This is a genomic window from Sphingobacterium sp. InxBP1, from assembly GCF_026191775.1.
Lineage (GTDB): Bacteria > Bacteroidota > Bacteroidia > Sphingobacteriales > Sphingobacteriaceae > Sphingobacterium > Sphingobacterium thalpophilum.
In genome coordinates, this window is record NZ_JAINDX010000048.1 from 275,752 (window position 1) to 294,505 (window position 18,754).

At 43.5% G+C, this 18,754-nt stretch carries 15 protein-coding genes; 12 read left to right on the plus strand and 3 right to left on the minus strand.

Features of this window, described 5'->3' with window-relative positions:
• The first annotated feature begins 253 nt into the window (after positions 1-253).
• From lysS to coaA, 6 genes are all read left to right on the plus strand, one after another.
• Positions 254-1,972 carry a lysine--tRNA ligase gene (gene lysS, locus K7A41_RS19070; protein ID WP_265714950.1) on the plus strand — a complete coding sequence of 573 codons (1,719 nt, stop codon included), beginning with the start codon at positions 254-256 and terminating at the stop codon, positions 1,970-1,972.
• A gap of 206 nt (positions 1,973-2,178) precedes the next feature.
• The gene (locus K7A41_RS19075; RefSeq protein WP_265714951.1) at positions 2,179-3,234 is read left to right on the plus strand and encodes a patatin-like phospholipase family protein; all 1,056 of its coding nucleotides are present in this window, start codon (positions 2,179-2,181) and stop codon (positions 3,232-3,234) included.
• A gap of 31 nt (positions 3,235-3,265) precedes the next feature.
• On the plus strand, positions 3,266-4,498 hold the full coding sequence (locus tag K7A41_RS19080) for a nucleoside recognition domain-containing protein (protein WP_265714952.1): 1,233 nt from the start codon (positions 3,266-3,268) through the stop codon (positions 4,496-4,498).
• 78 nt (positions 4,499-4,576) lie between these two features.
• Positions 4,577-4,957, plus strand: a complete 381-nt coding sequence (locus tag K7A41_RS19085; RefSeq protein ID WP_028069504.1) for a methylglyoxal synthase — start codon at positions 4,577-4,579, stop codon at positions 4,955-4,957.
• A gap of 23 nt (positions 4,958-4,980) precedes the next feature.
• Positions 4,981-5,382 (plus strand): OsmC family protein, encoded by a 402-nt coding sequence (locus K7A41_RS19090; RefSeq protein WP_265714953.1) that lies wholly within the window; start codon positions 4,981-4,983, stop codon positions 5,380-5,382.
• 59 nt (positions 5,383-5,441) lie between these two features.
• Entirely contained in the window at positions 5,442-6,401 is a 960-nt protein-coding gene (gene coaA, locus K7A41_RS19095; protein WP_037532931.1) for a type I pantothenate kinase, read from the plus strand.
• On the opposite strand, the gene K7A41_RS19100 is transcribed toward coaA, so the two are convergent.
• The gene (locus tag K7A41_RS19100) at positions 6,398-7,246 is read right to left on the minus strand and encodes a mechanosensitive ion channel family protein (RefSeq protein WP_232048743.1); all 849 of its coding nucleotides are present in this window, start codon (positions 7,244-7,246) and stop codon (positions 6,398-6,400) included. The two genes, coaA and K7A41_RS19100, sit on opposite strands and share 4 nt — an antisense overlap.
• A gap of 178 nt (positions 7,247-7,424) precedes the next feature.
• Here K7A41_RS19100 and K7A41_RS19105 point away from each other — a divergent pair, with 178 nt between their 5' ends.
• The 4 genes from K7A41_RS19105 (at position 7,425) to K7A41_RS19120 (ending at position 14,612) form a co-directional block, all read left to right on the plus strand.
• Positions 7,425-9,524 (plus strand): heavy metal translocating P-type ATPase, encoded by a 2,100-nt coding sequence (locus K7A41_RS19105; RefSeq protein ID WP_265714954.1) that lies wholly within the window; start codon positions 7,425-7,427, stop codon positions 9,522-9,524.
• A 162-nt stretch (positions 9,525-9,686) separates the two neighbouring features.
• Positions 9,687-12,242, plus strand: coding sequence for a DNA gyrase subunit A (gene gyrA / locus K7A41_RS19110; protein ID WP_265714955.1), 2,556 nt, complete (start codon positions 9,687-9,689; stop codon positions 12,240-12,242).
• Positions 12,243-12,336: 94 nt separating this feature from the next.
• Positions 12,337-13,437 carry a tetratricopeptide repeat protein gene (locus tag K7A41_RS19115; RefSeq protein ID WP_265714956.1) on the plus strand — a complete coding sequence of 367 codons (1,101 nt, stop codon included), beginning with the start codon at positions 12,337-12,339 and terminating at the stop codon, positions 13,435-13,437.
• 2 nt (positions 13,438-13,439) lie between these two features.
• Positions 13,440-14,612, plus strand: coding sequence for a tetratricopeptide repeat protein (locus K7A41_RS19120; RefSeq protein WP_028069497.1), 1,173 nt, complete (start codon positions 13,440-13,442; stop codon positions 14,610-14,612).
• A gap of 664 nt (positions 14,613-15,276) precedes the next feature.
• Here the strand turns inward: K7A41_RS19120 and K7A41_RS19125 are convergent.
• Positions 15,277-15,687 (minus strand): OsmC family protein, encoded by a 411-nt coding sequence (locus K7A41_RS19125; RefSeq protein ID WP_265714957.1) that lies wholly within the window; start codon positions 15,685-15,687, stop codon positions 15,277-15,279.
• A 152-nt stretch (positions 15,688-15,839) separates the two neighbouring features.
• Between K7A41_RS19125 and K7A41_RS19130 the strand changes: the two genes are divergently transcribed.
• Both K7A41_RS19130 and K7A41_RS19135 read left to right on the plus strand, forming a co-directional pair.
• Positions 15,840-16,091, plus strand: a complete 252-nt coding sequence (locus K7A41_RS19130; RefSeq protein ID WP_265714958.1) for a hypothetical protein — start codon at positions 15,840-15,842, stop codon at positions 16,089-16,091.
• A gap of 52 nt (positions 16,092-16,143) precedes the next feature.
• Complete coding sequence (locus tag K7A41_RS19135) at positions 16,144-17,328, plus strand: MFS transporter (protein ID WP_265714959.1); 1,185 nt, start codon at positions 16,144-16,146, stop codon at positions 17,326-17,328.
• 133 nt (positions 17,329-17,461) lie between these two features.
• On the opposite strand, the gene fabV is transcribed toward K7A41_RS19135, so the two are convergent.
• Entirely contained in the window at positions 17,462-18,664 is a 1,203-nt protein-coding gene (gene fabV / locus K7A41_RS19140) for an enoyl-ACP reductase FabV (protein ID WP_265714960.1), read from the minus strand.
• Positions 18,665-18,754 lie beyond the last annotated feature (90 nt).

Here is an 18,754-nt window from a genome sequence, read left to right on the forward strand (position 1 = left end):
GGTAATTCGCTACAGCCCTAATAAAAAATCTTCGCCACTTTAGGGAACTCACAGCCGGTCAAAAACGCGACTTCGTCATCGCGACATTATGCGCAGGTACAAGGATGCCGCTCCTTGGAATGCGAAGATCAATTAAGGCGTGCCGCGCAGCTGCCTGGGCGCTTCACGGACTTTCAAAAAAATTCAATAAAAAGAATTGAAAAAAATGGCTATTTTTGCATGATTTTCACATTTTAAATATTATTCATACGGAATGAGTACTGTATTATCCGAACAGGAACAACTTAGAAGACAGGCGATGCAATCCCTGCTGGATATGGGAATCGATCCTTTTCCAGCAAATGAATTTGTCGTTAATGCACATGCGGCTGATATATTAAAAAACTACGATAGAGATAAGCTGAATTATAAAAACATTACCCTAGCCGGGCGTATCATGAGTCGACGTGTCATGGGCAGTGCTTCCTTTTTTGAAATTCAGGATGCTACGGGACGTATCCAGGCGTATATCAAACGTGATGATATATGTCCTGAAGAAAATAAAGATCTGTACAATGTGGTTTTTAAGAAACTTTTGGACATAGGCGATATCGTCGGTATCAGAGGTTATGTCTTTACGACACAAACGGAAGCCATTGCTGTGCACGTGGAGGAGCTCACCGTATTATCCAAATCATTGCGACCTTTACCGGTCGTTAAATCAGCAGAGGGCAAAACCTTTGATGCTTTTACCGATCCCGAACAGCGCTATAGAATGCGTTACGTCGACTTGATCGTTAATCCGGCCAACAAAGATATTTTCGTAAAACGTACCAAGCTTTTCAACGCCATGCGTCAGTTCTTTAATGATGCAGGCTACATGGAGGTCGAAACTCCAGTACTTCAATCCATTCCTGGTGGTGCGGCGGCGCGTCCGTTTATTACACACCACAATGCACTGGACATCCCCTTGTACCTCCGTATTGCCAACGAGCTGTATCTAAAGAGACTGATTGTCGGCGGTTTTGACGGTGTGTACGAGTTTTCGAAAAACTTCCGCAACGAAGGGATGGACCGTACACATAATCCAGAGTTTACGGCGATGGAAATCTATGTCGCCTACAAGGACTACAATTGGATGATGGACTTTACCGAACGGCTCCTGGAGCACTGCGCCCTGGCCGTAAACGGTACCACTGAAGCTACCTTTGGCGAGCATAAAATTGATTTCAAAGCACCTTATAAACGGATTTCCATGACAGACTCCATTAAAGAGTTTACGGGATTCGATATAACCGGCAAATCCGAAGAAGAAATTCGTATCGCAGCCAAAGAAATGGGTATCGATGTCGATGATACCATGGGTAAAGGTAAGCTCATCGATGAGATCTTTGGGGCAAAATGTGAAGGAAACTACATCCAGCCAACATTCATAACGGATTACCCGAAAGAAATGTCACCATTGACCAAAAAACACCGCGATAATCCAGCGCTCACCGAACGTTTTGAGCTGATGGTGTGCGGTAAAGAGATTGCGAACGCCTATTCGGAACTGAACGATCCGATTGATCAGCGTGAACGCTTTGAGGATCAGCTTCGTCTTTCTGAAAAAGGCGATGATGAAGCCATGTTCATTGACCAGGATTTTCTACGCGCATTGGAGTACGGCATGCCGCCTACCTCCGGTCTGGGCATCGGTATGGACCGCCTAATCATGTTTTTGACCAACAATGCATCCATACAAGAGGTTTTATTTTTCCCGCAGATGCGTCCCGAGAAAATAGTAAAAGTGGCTGACGTGAAGGATTATGAAGAACAGGGAATTCCGGCCGTGTGGGTACCAGCATTACAAAAAATGGGTTTTACGACCATTGAAGCCCTCAAAGAAGCCAATCCGAACAAAGTATTCAACGACCTTGGTGGTATGCGCAAAAAAATGAAATTGGATGTTGCAATGCCGTCAAAAGATGATGTGTTTGCTTGGTTTAATTAATAGCACTCCTATACAAGAAGGTCGGCCCCACAAGTCCGGCCTTTTTTATTATGGCCCTGTGTCCCCCAATCTCCTCCAACCCGTCGGCTAAGCCCTTTCCTACTCCCCAGTGATAAACTTATTACACAACAGCGAGGCCATAAAGGAAGAGCAAATTCCAAACATTTTCTATATTTACGTATCGTGAATAAATACTTTGTTAGCATATGAAGAATATCCTTGCCCTGGATGGTGGTGGCATTCGAGGAATCATTCCGGCTATGGTGCTTGTGGCATTGGAAGAAAAATTGCAGAAGAGCACCATGAACCCCAATGCGCGCATTGCCTCCTACTTTGATTTTATTGCCGGCACAAGCAGCGGCGGAATTCTGACGAGCATACTCCTTTTCCCAGATGAAAACAACCCCAGCCAACCTAAGTTTTCTGCACGAGATGCACTAAACCTCTTCGTCAATCATGGTACAGAAATTTTCAACGCGTCCAAATGGCGGCATTTTCTCAGCAGCTTGGGCCTGGTCAGCGAACTTTATTCATCTGCTCCGCTGGCAAATGTGCTTGACAAGTATTTTCAGAATGCAAGGCTTAGCCAGCTCATCAAGCCCTGCATCATCACAGCCTATAATATCGAGCTACGGAAAAATCATTTCTTCAGACAGCAAAAAGCGATTACACATGGTGAAGCCCGTGATTTCTATCTTAAAGATGTCTGTAAAGCGACCTCGGCCGCTCCGACCTTTTTCCCGGTAGCTGAGATCTATTCCGTTTCGAAAACGCGATATCCGCTGATTGACGGCGGTGTGTTTGCACAAAATCCATCCATCTGTGGACTTCTGGAAGTACTCAAAGCATTTAATAGCACCCAAATCAATGATATGTTTATGGTATCGTTGGGTACGGGAATGTCAAAGACTGCTTATAATTACGAACATTTTAAGAAAAAGCTCGCCATCCAGATCGGCCCTGCCCTGGTAGACATCATGACCAGTGCCTCTTCGGAGAGCACCGAGTATTTTATCAGGCAGCTGTTTCATAGCAACGGCAAAAGCCAAAACTACATACGTCTCGAACCAGCAAACCTCTCGAGCATCAACCCCTCACTGGATGCAGCTTCTGCCAATAACATACAGAAGCTGATTTCCTTATCAGACCGTCTGATCAGTGAACATGAGGGAACACTGGACTATATTGTGGCTCATCTGCTCAAAGAAAAGAATCAGAACAAAAAGAAAAATCCATGGAGTAAGTTGATGGATAAGTTCTAAAAAGTTACTTTTACGCATATTTTAAATTTATATGGCATTAAACTACGTCTGGGTTGCATTTTTTCTAATTACATTTGCCGTTGCCCTTGTCAAACTGATCTTTTTTGGTGATACCGAGATCTTCCAACAAATTGTCAATTCGATCTTTGACAGCGCTAAAACCGGAGCCGAAATATCTTTGGGCCTGATCGGAATGATGAGCTTCGCTTTAGGTATCATGAAAATCGGCGAAAAAGGTGGTATGATCGCCATCTTTGCCAAGATCGTTGGCCCTTTTTTTCATAAACTCTTTCCCGAAATACCTAAAAATCACCCGGCGCTCGGCTCGATCCTCATGAATTTTTCGGCAAATGCTCTCGGTCTTGACAATGCAGCAACCCCGCTCGGACTTAAGGCCATGAAGGAACTTCAGGAGCTGAACAACAATAAGGAGACGGCAACCAATGCACAGATCATGTTTATTGTCCTCAATGCGTCCAGCCTGACGCTGCTTCCCATCTCGATTATGGCCTATCGAAAGGAAGCAGGTGCGCCGGATCCCTCGGATGTGTTCCTTCCTATCCTTATCGCCACATTCTTCTCCACATTGGTCGCATTGATCCTTGTGGCAATTTACCAGAAAATCAACCTGTTTAATAAGGTCGTCCTTGGTTACTTGGGTGGTATGTGCTTATTTATTGGAGGCCTATTGTATTACTTCTCGGGATTACAACAGTCAGAGATCGAAATATTCAGTAAAGTATTTGGCAATGTGATCTTGTTCAGCCTGTTTACTTCTTTTATCGGCCTGGCTCTTTTCCGCAAGGTGAATGTTTACGATTCCTTCATCGAAGGCGCCAAGGAGGGCTTTGAAGTGTCGGTCAAAATCATTCCTTATCTTGTTGCCATGCTCGTCGGCATAGCTGTGTTCAGGGCCTCGGGTACGATGGATTACATGGTTGCAGGTATATCCAGGGCCATCGCATTCTGTGGCCTCGACACCTCTTTTGTAGACGCGCTACCCGTCGCATTTATGAAACCACTCAGTGGCTCGGGAGCGCGGGGATTGATGGTCGACCTCATGAATGCCAAAGGTCCAATGGATTTTGCCTCGCGTGTGGCCTGCGTTATCCAAGGGTCTACCGAAACAACATTTTACGTACTGGCCGTCTACTTTGGTTCGGTGGGCATCCGGCGTACGCGCCATGCACTGCCCTGTGCACTACTGGCTGAACTGGCCGGTGTGGTCGCTGCCATTATTATTTCGTATATTTTCTTTAAATAACCTGAAATACGGTAGGTTTATCACAACCGTTAAATGGGATATAGCAACTGGGGCTAAAGCCCACAAACAACGATACAGATGAAAAAGACAATTGCACTTATAGCACATGACGGTAAAAAACCGGAAATGGTGGCTTTCGTCAAGGACCATCAGGATCTACTCGAACATGCCGATATTATTGCGACAGGAACCACAGGTTCGTACGTACGTAAGACAGGACTGCCTGTCGAATTGAAATTAAGCGGTCCCATGGGCGGTGATGCCCAGATTGCGGCACTGGCTGCAGAAGGAAAAGTCGATGGTATCATCTTCTTTCGTGATCCGCTCGGAAAACATGCACATGAACCAGATATCCAGATGCTCATGCGTGTCTGTGACTTGTATAATGTTCCCTTGGCAACCAACCCTGCAACGGGTAGCTTGATCATTGAAGGACTACTGGAGGATCTAATTGATTAACAAAATATAATTTAAACAGAATAATGGAAAACGAAGTTGTCGTCACCATCGGCCAGGTGCCTTATACCACAACCGTTCAATATGGCAAGCATCAGATCATTGCTGACGAACCGGAAGAACTTGGTGGCGAGGATCAGGGAATAAACCCGACTCCGCTATTACTGTCTTCTTTGGGGACCTGTAAAGCGATCACCGTAAAAATGTATGCCGACCGCAAAAAATGGCCGCTCGAAGAAGTGATCGTTCGACTGACCTATGAGGTACAAATCAGCGAGCAGCAGCAGACGACCTATATAAAATGCCACATCAGCTTTAAAGGAGATCTCGACACGGAACAGAAGACAAGGTTGTTCAAGATTGCAGACCGCTGTCCAGTACACAAAATATTAACTAATCCTATTGTAATAAGTTCAAATCATTTGTAGCTGTTTCTTGGGATAACCGAAGACACTATTTATATTTGTCCGCACAAAAAAACAAAGCCATGCAATTGGATCCACAAATAGCAATAGACTCTCCTTTTAGATCAATAAAGCGGGAAGACTGGAAAAATCTAAATGGAAAAGTCCTGCACAGCTTCAGTCCGGAAGACCTCGAAAAGTTGCATGCACTCAACGAGCCGCTGACCAATCAGGAGATCGAAGAAGTATATTTTCCGTTGAGCCATTTGCTCGAGATCCATATTGACCGCTTTCAAAGCCTGCACCAGCGAACCAACCGTTTTTTTGGCAAAGTAGAAAGCAGATTGCCTTATATCATTGGTATCGCGGGTTCGGTTGCTGTCGGAAAAAGTACGACCGCAAGAGTATTACAGCGTGTACTTAGCATGCTTCCATCCAAACCAAAGGTGGACCTGGTGACTACGGACGGCTTCCTTTATCCCAATAAACAGCTTATTGAAAAAGGCATACTAAACCGCAAAGGTTTCCCCGAAAGTTACGATGCCAAACGTTTAATCCATTTTTTATCTGCAGTAAAGTCCGGTGCACCAAAAATTACCGTCCCCGTATACAGCCACTTAGTTTACGATGTACTGCCCGACACCCAACAACAGATCATTGAACAGCCTGACATCCTTATCGTTGAAGGCATCAACGTCTTACAGGTCAACTCCCAGCGGCCACGTAAAGGACATAGCGTTTTCGTCTCCGATTTCTTTGACTATTCGATCTATGTGCATGCCAGCGAAAAAAATCTTATTGAATGGTATACCAATCGATTTGAGTCACTGCGCGCCACAGCGTTCCAAAATCCTGAATCTTTCTTCCACAAATATGCCGATATGACACCGACGGAAAGTCATGCCATGGCCGTGAGCATCTGGAATGAGATCAACAAACCCAATCTGATCAAAAACATTCTGCCCACGCGTTATCGTGCAGATCTAATTCTCGAAAAAGGTAGCCACCACTTTGTCAAAAACGTGAAGGTCAGGAAGATCTAAACAACGGTCTTTTTAAATTGCAACACCTCATTCAAAATTCTGCTCTGCACTTGCTGATGGATCTTATTGCTGGATGAGATCGTCGTCACCTCCACTTTATATTTAATAAAGTCCTTGCCCACATCCGCAACTTTTACCGTAAATCCCTGTGCATGGTCTAGATTGGGATTGCGCCCGAACAATGGCTTAAAGTAAAGTTCCAGTTCTTCAACGCCGACCGCCCGGTCAATGGGCAATTCAAATTTCACGACTATTTTATTGGATTTCTGGGAAGTCTTATTGACCAGTGTCGCTGTAAACACCAAATTATTGGGAATCATGACGGCGTCATCATCTTCATCCCTGACAACGAGGTTTGCGAGTGTTATATCCACGATTTTCCCCTGATATTCTCCGATTTTAATCCGGTCACCGATGGCAAACTGATCTGAAAACATAATAATCAGCCCTGAGATCATATTCGTGATATATTCCCTGAAAATAACAGCAATGGCCATGGCCACAATCGTCAGGCTGGTGATAAACTCCTTCGGGTTGATACCAGCGGCAATCATCAGGCTGACAAGGATAAAAAAGACATTGACTACCGTGGCAACGCGGGTCACGCCAAGCACAAAATTGCTGCGCACGACCTGCTGTTCATTTCTGCTATTGTACAACTTCACCAAAATAAAATGACCGATCGAAATCAGTACATTGGCAGTGAGGAAAGTATTGAGGCCATAGGCGATATTCCGTATGGTTTCTTTTTGCTGATAAAAAGCGTCAAACTGCACAAACGAAGCAGTCAGCGCAATCCATAGAATAATCCTCACAACAAAAGAAACAGAAATAGATTTAGTCATCTTCTTCATTTAGCTCTTTGCAAATAAAAGCAAAATTATCGTTTTCTTACTGGCAAAGAAAGATTTTGCGCGTTAAAAAGAAAATAAAAAACTTTTCATCGCGACACGATTTTACTTTTACGTAAAAAGGAGTATCTAGAAATACCTATCTTTGCATAAAGACATGACATGCCACTAAATGAAGGAATCCAACGTGCAAACTGAACTGAACGTAACCGGAATGCACTGTACAAATTGTGCAATTTCAATTCATAAATATCTGGAAGACAATGGTGCAAAGGACATTTACGTCAATTTTGTTTCAGATGAAGTCCGATTTTCTGATATACCTGCGGATCGAGTTCCAGCGCTTGTTAAGGGCATTGAATCTTTAGGTTATAAAGTCGTGAGGGACAACGATAAGCGGCCGAGTGTCTGGAGATCGGTAGAACTTAAGTTTATTCTCTGTCTGTTGTTTACGATCCCTTTATGGAGCCACATGTTTATCCGGCTTCCCTTTTTGCATGAACCTTATGTGCAGCTGGCGCTGTGTGCACCGGTTTACCTGATGGGATGCATCTACTTTGGAAGCAGCGCCCTGCGATCCTTATGGAATAAAATGCCCAATATGGATGTTCTGATTTTTACGGGCTCCACAGCTGCATTTGCTTATAGCCTGATTGGCACTTATTACCAACTCGGGCACGACTACCAATTTTACGAGACTTGTGCCACCATCATCACCTTGGTGTTCATGGGCAATGTACTTGAAAAAAGGGCGGTTAAAAAGACGGGGTCCGCTATTGAAGACCTGGTAAGTTATCAGGATGTCAGCGCCACAAAGATTGAAGGAGATACCGAATCCGAAATCAGCGCCAGAGATATCAAGTCCGGCGACGTACTCAAGGTGAATGCCGGCGAGCAGATTCCTGCCGACGGAGATATTTTAGAAGGACATGCTTGGGTGGATGAATCCATGCTCACAGGGGAAAGCCTACCCGTAGAAAAAGATAAATATGATGCCGTGATCGGTGGGACTATGCTAACAGAAGGCAATATCCGTATGGTTGCCACCAGCGTCGGAAAGAAAAGCGTTCTTTATCAGATTATTCAGTTGATCAAGGATGCTCAGCAAAAAAAGCCCCCCATCCAGAAATTTGGTGATAAAGTGGCAGCGTACTTTGTACCTATTGTAGTAGCCATTTCCTTTTTTACCTTTTTCATTGCTTACTTTATCGCGCAGCTATCCCTGCAGCAGTCCTTAATGAACGCCATAGCGACACTGGTGGTATCCTGTCCCTGCGCCATGGGTTTGGCCACTCCCACTGCCGTGATGGTCGGATTGGGCCGCGCAGCCAGACAGGGTATTCTGATCAGAGGTGGCAGTACGATTGAGGAGCTATCTGATATCAAACAAATGGTCTTTGATAAGACAGGGACGCTCACCACCGGTGATTTTAACATCAAAGCCATTCAGACGTTTGGCATTGAACAATCTCAGGTGGAGTCAATCATTGCACAGTTGGAGGGCTATTCTAACCACCCAATTGCCAGATCAATCCGCAAGCAGTTAAAAGAGGTGAAATCCTATCGTATCATTTTTAAAGAAGTCAACGAAGTCAAAGGCCAAGGCATTTTTGCGACCGACACCAATGGCAACAGCTATTCTATTTGCAATGCGAAAATCGGTAAAAAAGACTATTCCAACCGGTACGATCTTACATTAACCATCAATGACGTTGTCATCGCAGGCATCGTGTTGGAAGATCAGCTCAAATCTTATGCGAAGGAATTAATACAGTTTTTGAAGGATAACGGTATACGTCCCATCCTGCTAAGCGGAGACCGAAAAAGCAAATGTGAGCGCACCGCACAGAAACTGGGTATCGCGGATGTGTATTGGGAAAAATCTCCAGCGGAAAAACTTGACGTCCTATCCGGAATCAAAAAATTGGGACCGACAGCTATGGTCGGCGACGGCATCAATGACGCTCCGGCTTTGACAGCAGCGACGGTGGGAATCTCCCTTGGTGACGCCACCCATGTCGCGATACAGTCTGCCAAAGTAGTGCTTCTGAACAATGATCTGCGGTCCATAGAAAAGCTGCTGCGCATCGGAAGCCATACACTATTGACAATCAAACAAAACCTGTTCTGGGCTTTTGCTTACAACATCGTCGCTATACCGCTGGCCGCAGCGGGCTATTTGGGACCAATGTTAGCCGCCTTGAGTATGGCCTTTTCAAACCTTATCGTCATCGGCAACTCCATCCGGCTCCGTTTTAAAAAACTGAAGTAAAAACAAGACCGCATAAGTACCTGGAGAATCCATAAAAGATTCTCTTTTTTGTGTATATTAGGGCTCAATTCATTCGCTTTTGAGGTTAATTTTTTGTAACTTCGCATGCGTAGCAAGCCAGGTATAAGGCTTGCTTACTAGTTTTATTGAAACCAAATTCATATGGCTGAAGAAACAGAAAACGACAACAATCTTGTTCCGGCAAACGACCGGATTATCCCAATTAATATCGAGGACCAGATGAAGTCCGCCTACATTGACTATTCCATGTCGGTCATTGTATCCCGGGCCCTTCCTGACGCGCGTGATGGTATGAAGCCTGTTCACAGACGTGTGCTTTATGGTATGTTGGACTTGGGGGTAACCAGCGGCAAGCCTTACAAAAAGTCTGCCCGTATCGTGGGGGATGTATTAGGTAAATATCACCCACATGGTGATTCTTCCGTGTACGACACGATGGTCCGTATGGCACAAGATTGGAGTTTACGCTACCCCTTGGTAGACGGTCAGGGTAACTACGGTTCCATTGACGGCGATCCACCTGCGGCAATGCGTTATACCGAGGCAAGATTAAAAAAGATTGCCGAAGAAATGCTGTCCGACATCAACAAAGATACTGTAGACTTCCAAAATAACTTTGACGACTCACTACAGGAACCTACCGTATTACCGACACGGATACCCAACCTTCTTGTCAATGGCGCTTCGGGTATTGCGGTCGGTATGGCAACAAATATGGCTCCCCATAACCTTTCAGAAGTTATTGACGGCACCGTGGCCTTTATCGACAACCGTGATATTGAGGTGTCCGAACTGATGCAATATATAAAAGGTCCCGATTTCCCTACCGGAGCATTAATCTATGGATATGCAGGGGTGCAGGACGCGTTCAACACCGGACGTGGCCGCATCGTCATGCGCGCCAAAGCAGAAATAGAAACCAGCAGCTCAGGCAAAGAGCAGATCATTGTAACCGAAATCCCTTATCAGGTAAATAAGGCCAATATGATTGAGCGTACTGCCGAATTGGTTAACGAGAAAAAGCTGGAAGGAATTTCCGCTATCCGTGACGAGTCAGACCGCTCGGGTATGCGCATTGTTTACGACATCAAACGTGACGCCAACGCCAATGTCGTATTAAACAATCTCTTTAAATATACCGCACTACAGACTTCTTTTTCAGTCAACAACATTGCTTTAGTTAAAGGCCGTCCACAGCTTCTGAATCTGAAAGATATGATTCATGAATTTGTTGAGCACAGACATGATGTTATCATCAGACGGACCCGTTATGAATTGGCTGAAGCTGAAAAACGCGCACATATTCTGGAAGGCTACCTGATCGCCTTGGATCATCTGGATGAGGTCATCAGATTAATTCGTAATTCCGAAACACCGGAAGATGCACGGGTTGGATTAATGGACAAATTTGGTCTATCCGATCTTCAGGCACGCGCAATTTTGGATATGACCCTGCGGCGCCTAACAGGACTGGAGCGGGATAAGATCAAAGAGGAATACGCTGAATTGATGAAAACAATCGACTATCTGAAATCGGTATTGGAAGATGAATCCTTACGGATGAAAATCATCAAGGACGAATTGATTGAAATCAAAGAAAGATATGGCGATGAACGTAGATCCCAGATCGTACATTCTGCGGAAGATATGCGGATGGAGGATTTTATTGATGACGAAGAGATTGTGATCACGATCTCTCACAATAGCTATGTGAAGCGTACACCATTGTCAGAATATAAACGCCAGGGACGCGGCGGCCGTGGTTCCATCGGCACCAACACCCGCGAAGAGGACTTCACCGAACATATCATCACAGCCTCGGCACATAACTATATGCTGTTGTTTACCGAGGCGGGACGCTGTTTTTGGCTACGGGCTTTTGAAATTCCTGAAGGTAGCCGGACGTCACGTGGCCGTGCACTTCAAAACATCATCAACGTTCCGAAGGAGGAAAAGATCAAAGCCTATATTCTGGTCAAAAATCTGAAAGATCAGGAGTATCTGGAAAACAATTTTATTATCATGTGTACCAAGAAAGGTACCATTAAAAAGACCTCACTGGAGGCGTACTCACGTCCGCGGGCTAATGGTATCAATGCGATCAATATCAACGAGGGTGATCAATTGATCGAAGCCTGTCTGACCACTGGAAGCAGCGAAATCGTGATGGCACTCCGTTCGGGACGGGCAATCCGTTTCAATGAATCTACCGTTCGTCCAATGGGTAGAACAGCTACAGGGGTGCGCGGTATCACATTAGCTTCGGAGACAGATGAAGTAATTGGCATGATTAGTGTAAATGATTCAGAAACAACCGTATTGGTGGTTTCCGAAAAAGGCTATGGAAAACGTACAGATATCGAAGATTATCGGGTCACCAACCGTGGCGGTAAAGGTGTAAAAACCATCAATGTAACGGAGAAGACAGGTGAACTGGTCGCGATAAAAGGCGTTACGGATGCTGAAGACCTCATGATCATCAACAAATCAGGCATCGTTATCCGCATAGCGGTAGAGGAACTGAGGGTCATGGGCCGTGCGACACAAGGCGTCAGACTCATCAATCTGAAAGATAATGATGAGATTGCTTCCATCACTAAAGTAGATCGTGAAGAAGAATCTGATGAAGAAATCGGAAATCCGGAAACTACGGAAGGCTTTGCTTCTGAAGAAACCACAGATTCAAACGAAGAATAAATTGAATGAACTGCCATGAGCGTAAATTTAGCTCAGTACTGAATTAAATAAACACGCAAGATGGATTCATTACTTATAAAAATCAATTATTCTAATGAAGAACTTACTGATATCATTGTTCATATCTGCAAGTAGTTTAACTGTTGCTGCCCAATCGAATCTGAAAGAGGGTAGCAACAGTTTTGCTTTATATACCAAAACTGGCGAATTTAAAAATCTTGAAAACGCAAGAAAGTTTGCAGATGCTGCGTTCCAGTCCCGAAAGGACTCGGCCTCTGTCAACAACAATCTTTTAAGGGCATTGGTTTACAGCTCGCTGGCCGTCGCCGACTCTACACGGAAACAGCAGTACAAACTAGATCCGATCGATGTGTCCATCAAATCACTGAAACTGCTGGACGCAAAAAAAGCACGGCGTAACTTTCCGGCAGAAATGGATTACATCCGGCAGAATCTTGCAGGGGCTATCTCCTATCAGGCTGGTCTGGCGCTAAAGGAGCAAAAATTTGACAAGGCTTATCAAGCCTACCTGCGCATAGATTCATTGGGATTTAAGAATGCTGACCTTAAATACAATCTTGCTGTGCTTGCTGGCAAGAATAAAGATTATTTGAATTCGATCAGGTATTACGATGAACTTATTAAAGGCGAGAATCCAAAGCCAAACTACTTTTTAGAGTTAGCACAAATTTATAGTTTGGGAGGTACTAAACAAGATGTTCTAAGCGTTTTAGAAAAAGGACATTCAGTATTTCCGGAGAATAAACAGTTGCTCTTTCGGTTGATCGATGTGTATACGGCGAATGGCTCCTATGATGCGATCCTGAACGTAATTGCTGATGCGATCCGCCTGGAACCTGAAAACATTGAATTAAACTATATTGCTGGTTATTCATACCAAAATGCCAATGATCTAAAAAAAGCTAAGGAATATTATAATAACGTGCTGAGGCTAGATCCCAATAACTACGAGTCTAATCTGGCATTAGGTTTAATTAATCTGGAGACATTATTGAAAGATCCGACAAACCAAGATATCCAGGATCTTACAATTGAATACCTTTTGAAGGCAAACGAAGTAAAACCATATGATGTTAATGCCCTTAGGGCTTTGGCAAAATACTATACACTTATTGACGATGCGTCTCAACTGGACAGAGTAAATTTATTATTGAATCAATTAACAGTTAAATAGATATGAATTTAAAATCTCTATTATTATTAGCAGCGATCGGAACTGTTTCTACATCAGTTTCTTTTGCGCAGTCAGGTAACGTTAAAAAAGCAAAAAGTGGTCTGGCCAAATTTCAGGAGCTGAAAGAAGCTGGTACCGCCCAACTAGGCTTACCAAACCTCAAGTCAGCAAAAGAAGCTATTGATGCTGCTGTTGTCCACGAAAAAACAAAAGATAATGCGGAAGCATGGACAGTATATGCTTTGGTCAATGCCAACCTATCCACAATAGACAAATCTGCCGAATTGGCAAAATTAGCTGAAGATGGAATTGCGAAAGCCAAGCAACTGGATACTGACGGTGCCAATAAAGCTAATATTACCGTGGCTGAACAAATTCTCGGGCAGTACAACTTTAATATTGGCGCGGAGGAATATCAGGCACAGAAATATGCTGATTCATACAACTCATTCACAAAGGCATTGACCTTTCTACCCGGAGACACCTTGGTTACTTATTATAGCGGTGTAGCAGCCTTATCCAATAAAGATTACAAGAACGCAATCGAACGTTATAAAGAGTTGATTCCGAGAAAGGATTTCTCTTCCCATAAAACAATTATGGTCGATCTGCCTAAACTATACCTGTCGGTACAGGATACAGCCTCCGCTTTAGAGTATGCAAAAAAAGCCGCTGAAGCTTATCCGGATGACAATGCAGCGATGACGCAGAATATCGAGCTGAATTTAATTACCGGTCACGAAAAAGAAACCATCGATGCCATTACATCCCAATTAGCTAAAGATCCGGGCAATAAGAATTTAAACTATTATTTAGGAATAGCGCAATCAGCTGCGAAAAATGACGAAGCCGCAATCGCTGCTTATAAGAAAGCACTGGAAGCCGATCCTAATTTCTTCGAAGCCAACACCAATCTGGCAATCACGCTAATGAATAAAACACGTGAAAAGCTGAACGAGGTAAACAACAACAGAAAGCTTACCCAAGCACAATACAATGCCGAAGTGGACAAAATTAAGGCCGAATTAAAGCCTGTATTACCTTATTTGGAAAAAGCGGTAGCGCTACAGCCAAAGAATGTCGATGCTTTGACCAATTTGAAAAACTACTATGTCTTCATGCAGGACGAAGCGAAGACTGCTGAAATTAACGCAAAAATTAAAGAGGTCGAATAATAAAAATCAGTATAATATAAAAATCCCCGGATCTCTGGGGATTTTTTATTTTCCTTGAACCCTACGCTTTTTCATCATAGGAGGCAAACCTTTCCCTGAAGGAATACCAAAAACTCTTTAAGGGAATTTAGGATTACATTAATGCGGCAGACTTTTCCCTCAAGGCAACACCAAAACTCTCTAAGGGAATTTAGGATTACATCACTGGGGCAGACTTTTACCTTAAGGGAACGCTGAAACTCTTTAAAGGAATTTTGGATTGCTTCAACGCAACAGACTTTTCCCAGAAGGTAATGCCAAAACTTTTTAAGGGAATTTAGGATTACGTAAATGCGGCAGACTTTTACCTTAAGGGAACGCCAAAACTCTTTAAGGGAATTTGGGATTACATCAATGCGGCAAACCTTTACCTTAGGGGAACGCCAAAACTCTTTGAAGGAATTTAGGATTACATCAGTGCGAAAGATTTTTCCCTTGAATTCAGCCTAGAATTTGGGACATCTAAAATCGGCCTTTAAATCAGATTTTCTAATATAATATTATTGTATACCAATAAATTTTAAGAGGTAAAATACTGCCAAACGCAGTTCTCAGCATGATGCATTTTGGCGGAATTTTACCCCTTTTAAGACCGTCAGGCCTCCAAATGAACAAGCGACACTAGCTATAGCAACGTTGCCTGTAAGGTCTTTTCGAAACTAAAGGCTTTACTCACTGGACAATTGTCTTTTGCCTTTTGAGCGAGTTCCTGAAATTTGGTATTGTCAATGGATGGTACTTTTGCCGTCAGCTCCAACTCAGAACGTACGATCGCTCCGTTTTCAAAAACAATAGTGGATACAGTTTTGAGTTCATCTGGAACAAATCCAGCTTCTGTTAAAAATGCGCTCAATTGCATGGTGAAGCAACCGGCATGTGCGGCCGCCAGTAATTCCTCAGGATTTGTACCGACACCATCTTCAAATCGGGTTGAAAAAGAATACTGTGTCTCGTTCAGGACTGTACTGTCTGTCGTCAGGTTTCCTTTTCCTTCTTTTAGATTGCCATTCCATAAGGCTGTTGCTTTTCTTCTCATGAGTATTGTATTTATTCAAATGTTTGTTGTAATCCGCTTTAAGGGCATCGCCTACTATAAAACAACACAAAGCACAAAAAGTTGCATTCGTACTATAGTTTATGTCGCATTTCTAGATGAAACAACGTTTATCAGGGTATAAAACTAAACTCATGAATAAACTTTCCTTTCTTTGTGTCTTTGTTGCAATTTTCTCCGCTTGTAAAACCCAGCAGGGCAACCGTCAGGTACTCATACAGGATTGTCCTGATGAAAAAATCATCAACAAAATTCCCGGTCCTCCGGTAAAAGGAGAATCCGAAAAGGTTTATTATATTTATCAGGGGAAAAAGCTGTCTCCAAAACAATTTGATCAGGAGTGGCTCGAGAAGAATTGTGAGATTAAAGAGACAGTAGTCTATTGATTTTATTTTTGAAAACAAGCTCAAAGACGTATTTTTGCCTAAAATTTTTAAAATGACAGTTTCTTTACGGGAGGTCAATAAAAAGATTTTAGGCTACGTTTCTTTAACTTTTCTCGGTTACTTCACGATCGGCCTATCACTTGCAACCTTGCCCATCTTCATCCACCAAATCTTAGGATTCAATACGATAATTGCTGGGCTGGTCATCAGTGTACAATATATAGCGACCTTTTTACTTCGCGGTTACGCTGGAAAAATTGTGGATACCAAAGGTCCTAAGGTATCTGTATTGCGCAGTATGTTATTTTTTGCGCTTTCAGGTATTTTTCTTCTTCTGGTTTTTCTTTTCAGATCCCAACCGTTCCTAAGTCTGGGTCTATTGTTGGTGACGCGGCTATTTACGGGTATCGGCGAAGGCCTTGTCGGTGCCAGCCCGATCAACTGGGCTTTATTGGATCTGGGAGATGAACATGCAGCCAAAGCCATTTCCTTTAATGGTATCGCCAGTTATGGCGCCCTCGCCCTGGGTGCACCACTGGGCGTATTCATGGCTGAACATGTGAACTACCAATCGCTGGCCATACTCACATTTGCTGTCGGAGTCCTCGGTTACTTTTACAGTAAATCCAAAAAACCTTACCGCGTGGCGTTTAAGAAAACTGCTCCAGTCAGTTTCAAACGTGTACTTTTGACTGTCGCTCCGTTCGGAGCCTGTTTGGCTTTGGGTGGTCTCGGTTTTGGCAGCATTTCGACCTTTATGACGCTTTACTATGAGTATTTCAACTGGCAAAATGGAGCCGTATGTTTAACAGTATTTGGCATTTTCTTTATTCTGACGCGGCTCGTGTTCAATAAGGCCATAGACCAATTTGGAGGCCTGCGCATAGCATTAGTAAGCCTTTTCGTGGAAGCCTTGGGCTTACTTGTCATCGCTCTTGCCTTACATCCAATTTGGACGCTGGCGGGAGCTGCGTTGACAGGATTGGGTTTTTCGCTTGTCTTCCCCGCTTTGGGTGTAGAGGCCATTAAAAGAGTAGACGGCAGTCAACAAGGTTCAGCGCTGGCGGCCTATGGGCTATTTATTGACATTTCGCTGGGAATTACCGGACCGCTGATTGGCTTCGTTGCCAATAATATTGGGATGACCAGTATCTACCCTTTCAGTGCCATTATGGTCGCCATCGGTTTTGCCGTAGTGGGAAATTTATATTATCATAAAAGAACAAAACTCGCCTGACATCTTTACTTATCATAAGGATCTCTAAAAAACGTAAAGCCGCTTGAATTTGCATCCAAGCGGCTTATTTATTCATGTATATGAAACTATGGAAGCAGCGCTAAAAGCCGCATGCTCCAAAGATTGCAGTCAACTAATCCGCAATACTGGGTACCGATACCATTTCATTGGTATCAGCGTTGTAATCGATGCCGTCAAAGTTGAATCCGAATAGATTGAAAAATTCGTTTCGGTAACCTTCAATATCCGAGATCTCAGCGAGATTTTCAGTTGTGGCTTTCTCCCACAGCGCCGCGACCTCGGCCTGAACATCCGCACGCATTTCCAGGTCGTCCACACGGATACGGCCTTTATCATCGAGTAATACCTTACCGTCGGCGGTATATAAACGCTCTGCAAACAGACGTTGCATCTGTTCAATCGTGCCCTCGTGAATTCCCTTTTCTTTCATCACTTTATACAAAAGTGAAATATACAAGGGTACTACAGGGATCGCTGAGCTTGATTGCGTAACCAGCGCCTTATTCACAGATACATAAGCGACACCATGAATATCGTTTAATATGTCGTTAATTGCAGGAACAGTAGCCTCCAGATCATCTTTTGCGCGACCTATTGTTCCGTTACGGTAGATTGGATAAGTCAGTTCAGGACCAATATACGAATAAGCTACTGTCTTCACCCCTTCTGCAAGAACACCTGCAGCTTTTAAATCTTCGATCCAGAACTTCCAGTCTTCTCCACCCATGACAGCTACGGTATTAGCAATATCTCCTTCGTTTTCAACAGGTTGAATTGTAATATCTGACACAATACCTGTATGAAAATCTACTGTCTTATTGGTAAAAGGCTCCTTGATTGGTTTTAGCACAGACGCATGCGCCACACCAGTTTTCGGGTGTGTACGACGTGGAGATGCCAAACTGTAAACCACTAAATCTACTTGTCCTAAATCTTTTTTGATCAGATCAATCGTCTGCTGTTTGATCTCATCTGAAAATGCATCACCATTAATGCTTTTAGCATATAATCCAGCGTCATGAGCTTCTTTTTCAAATGCAGCTGAATTATACCAACCGGCAGTTCCGGGTTTGCCTTCTGCTGCAGGCTTCTCAAAAAACACACCGATTGTAGCAGCTCCAGAACCAAATGCTGCAGAAATCCGGGATGCAATACCAAAGCCTGTAGAAGCACCGATAACCAATACTTTTTTTGGCCCGTTCGCGATCTCACCCTTTGATTTCACGTATTCAATTTGATTTTTAATGTTTTGCGCAGCCCCTTGTGGATGCGAGGTTAAACAAATAAAACCTCTAGTTCTTGGTTGTATAATCATCTTGATTAATTTTCTTACTACTTGTTTTATTGATTAGGCAAAATAAGGAATTTTAAATGAGAAAATCGCCATAAAAATCAATTACTTTTT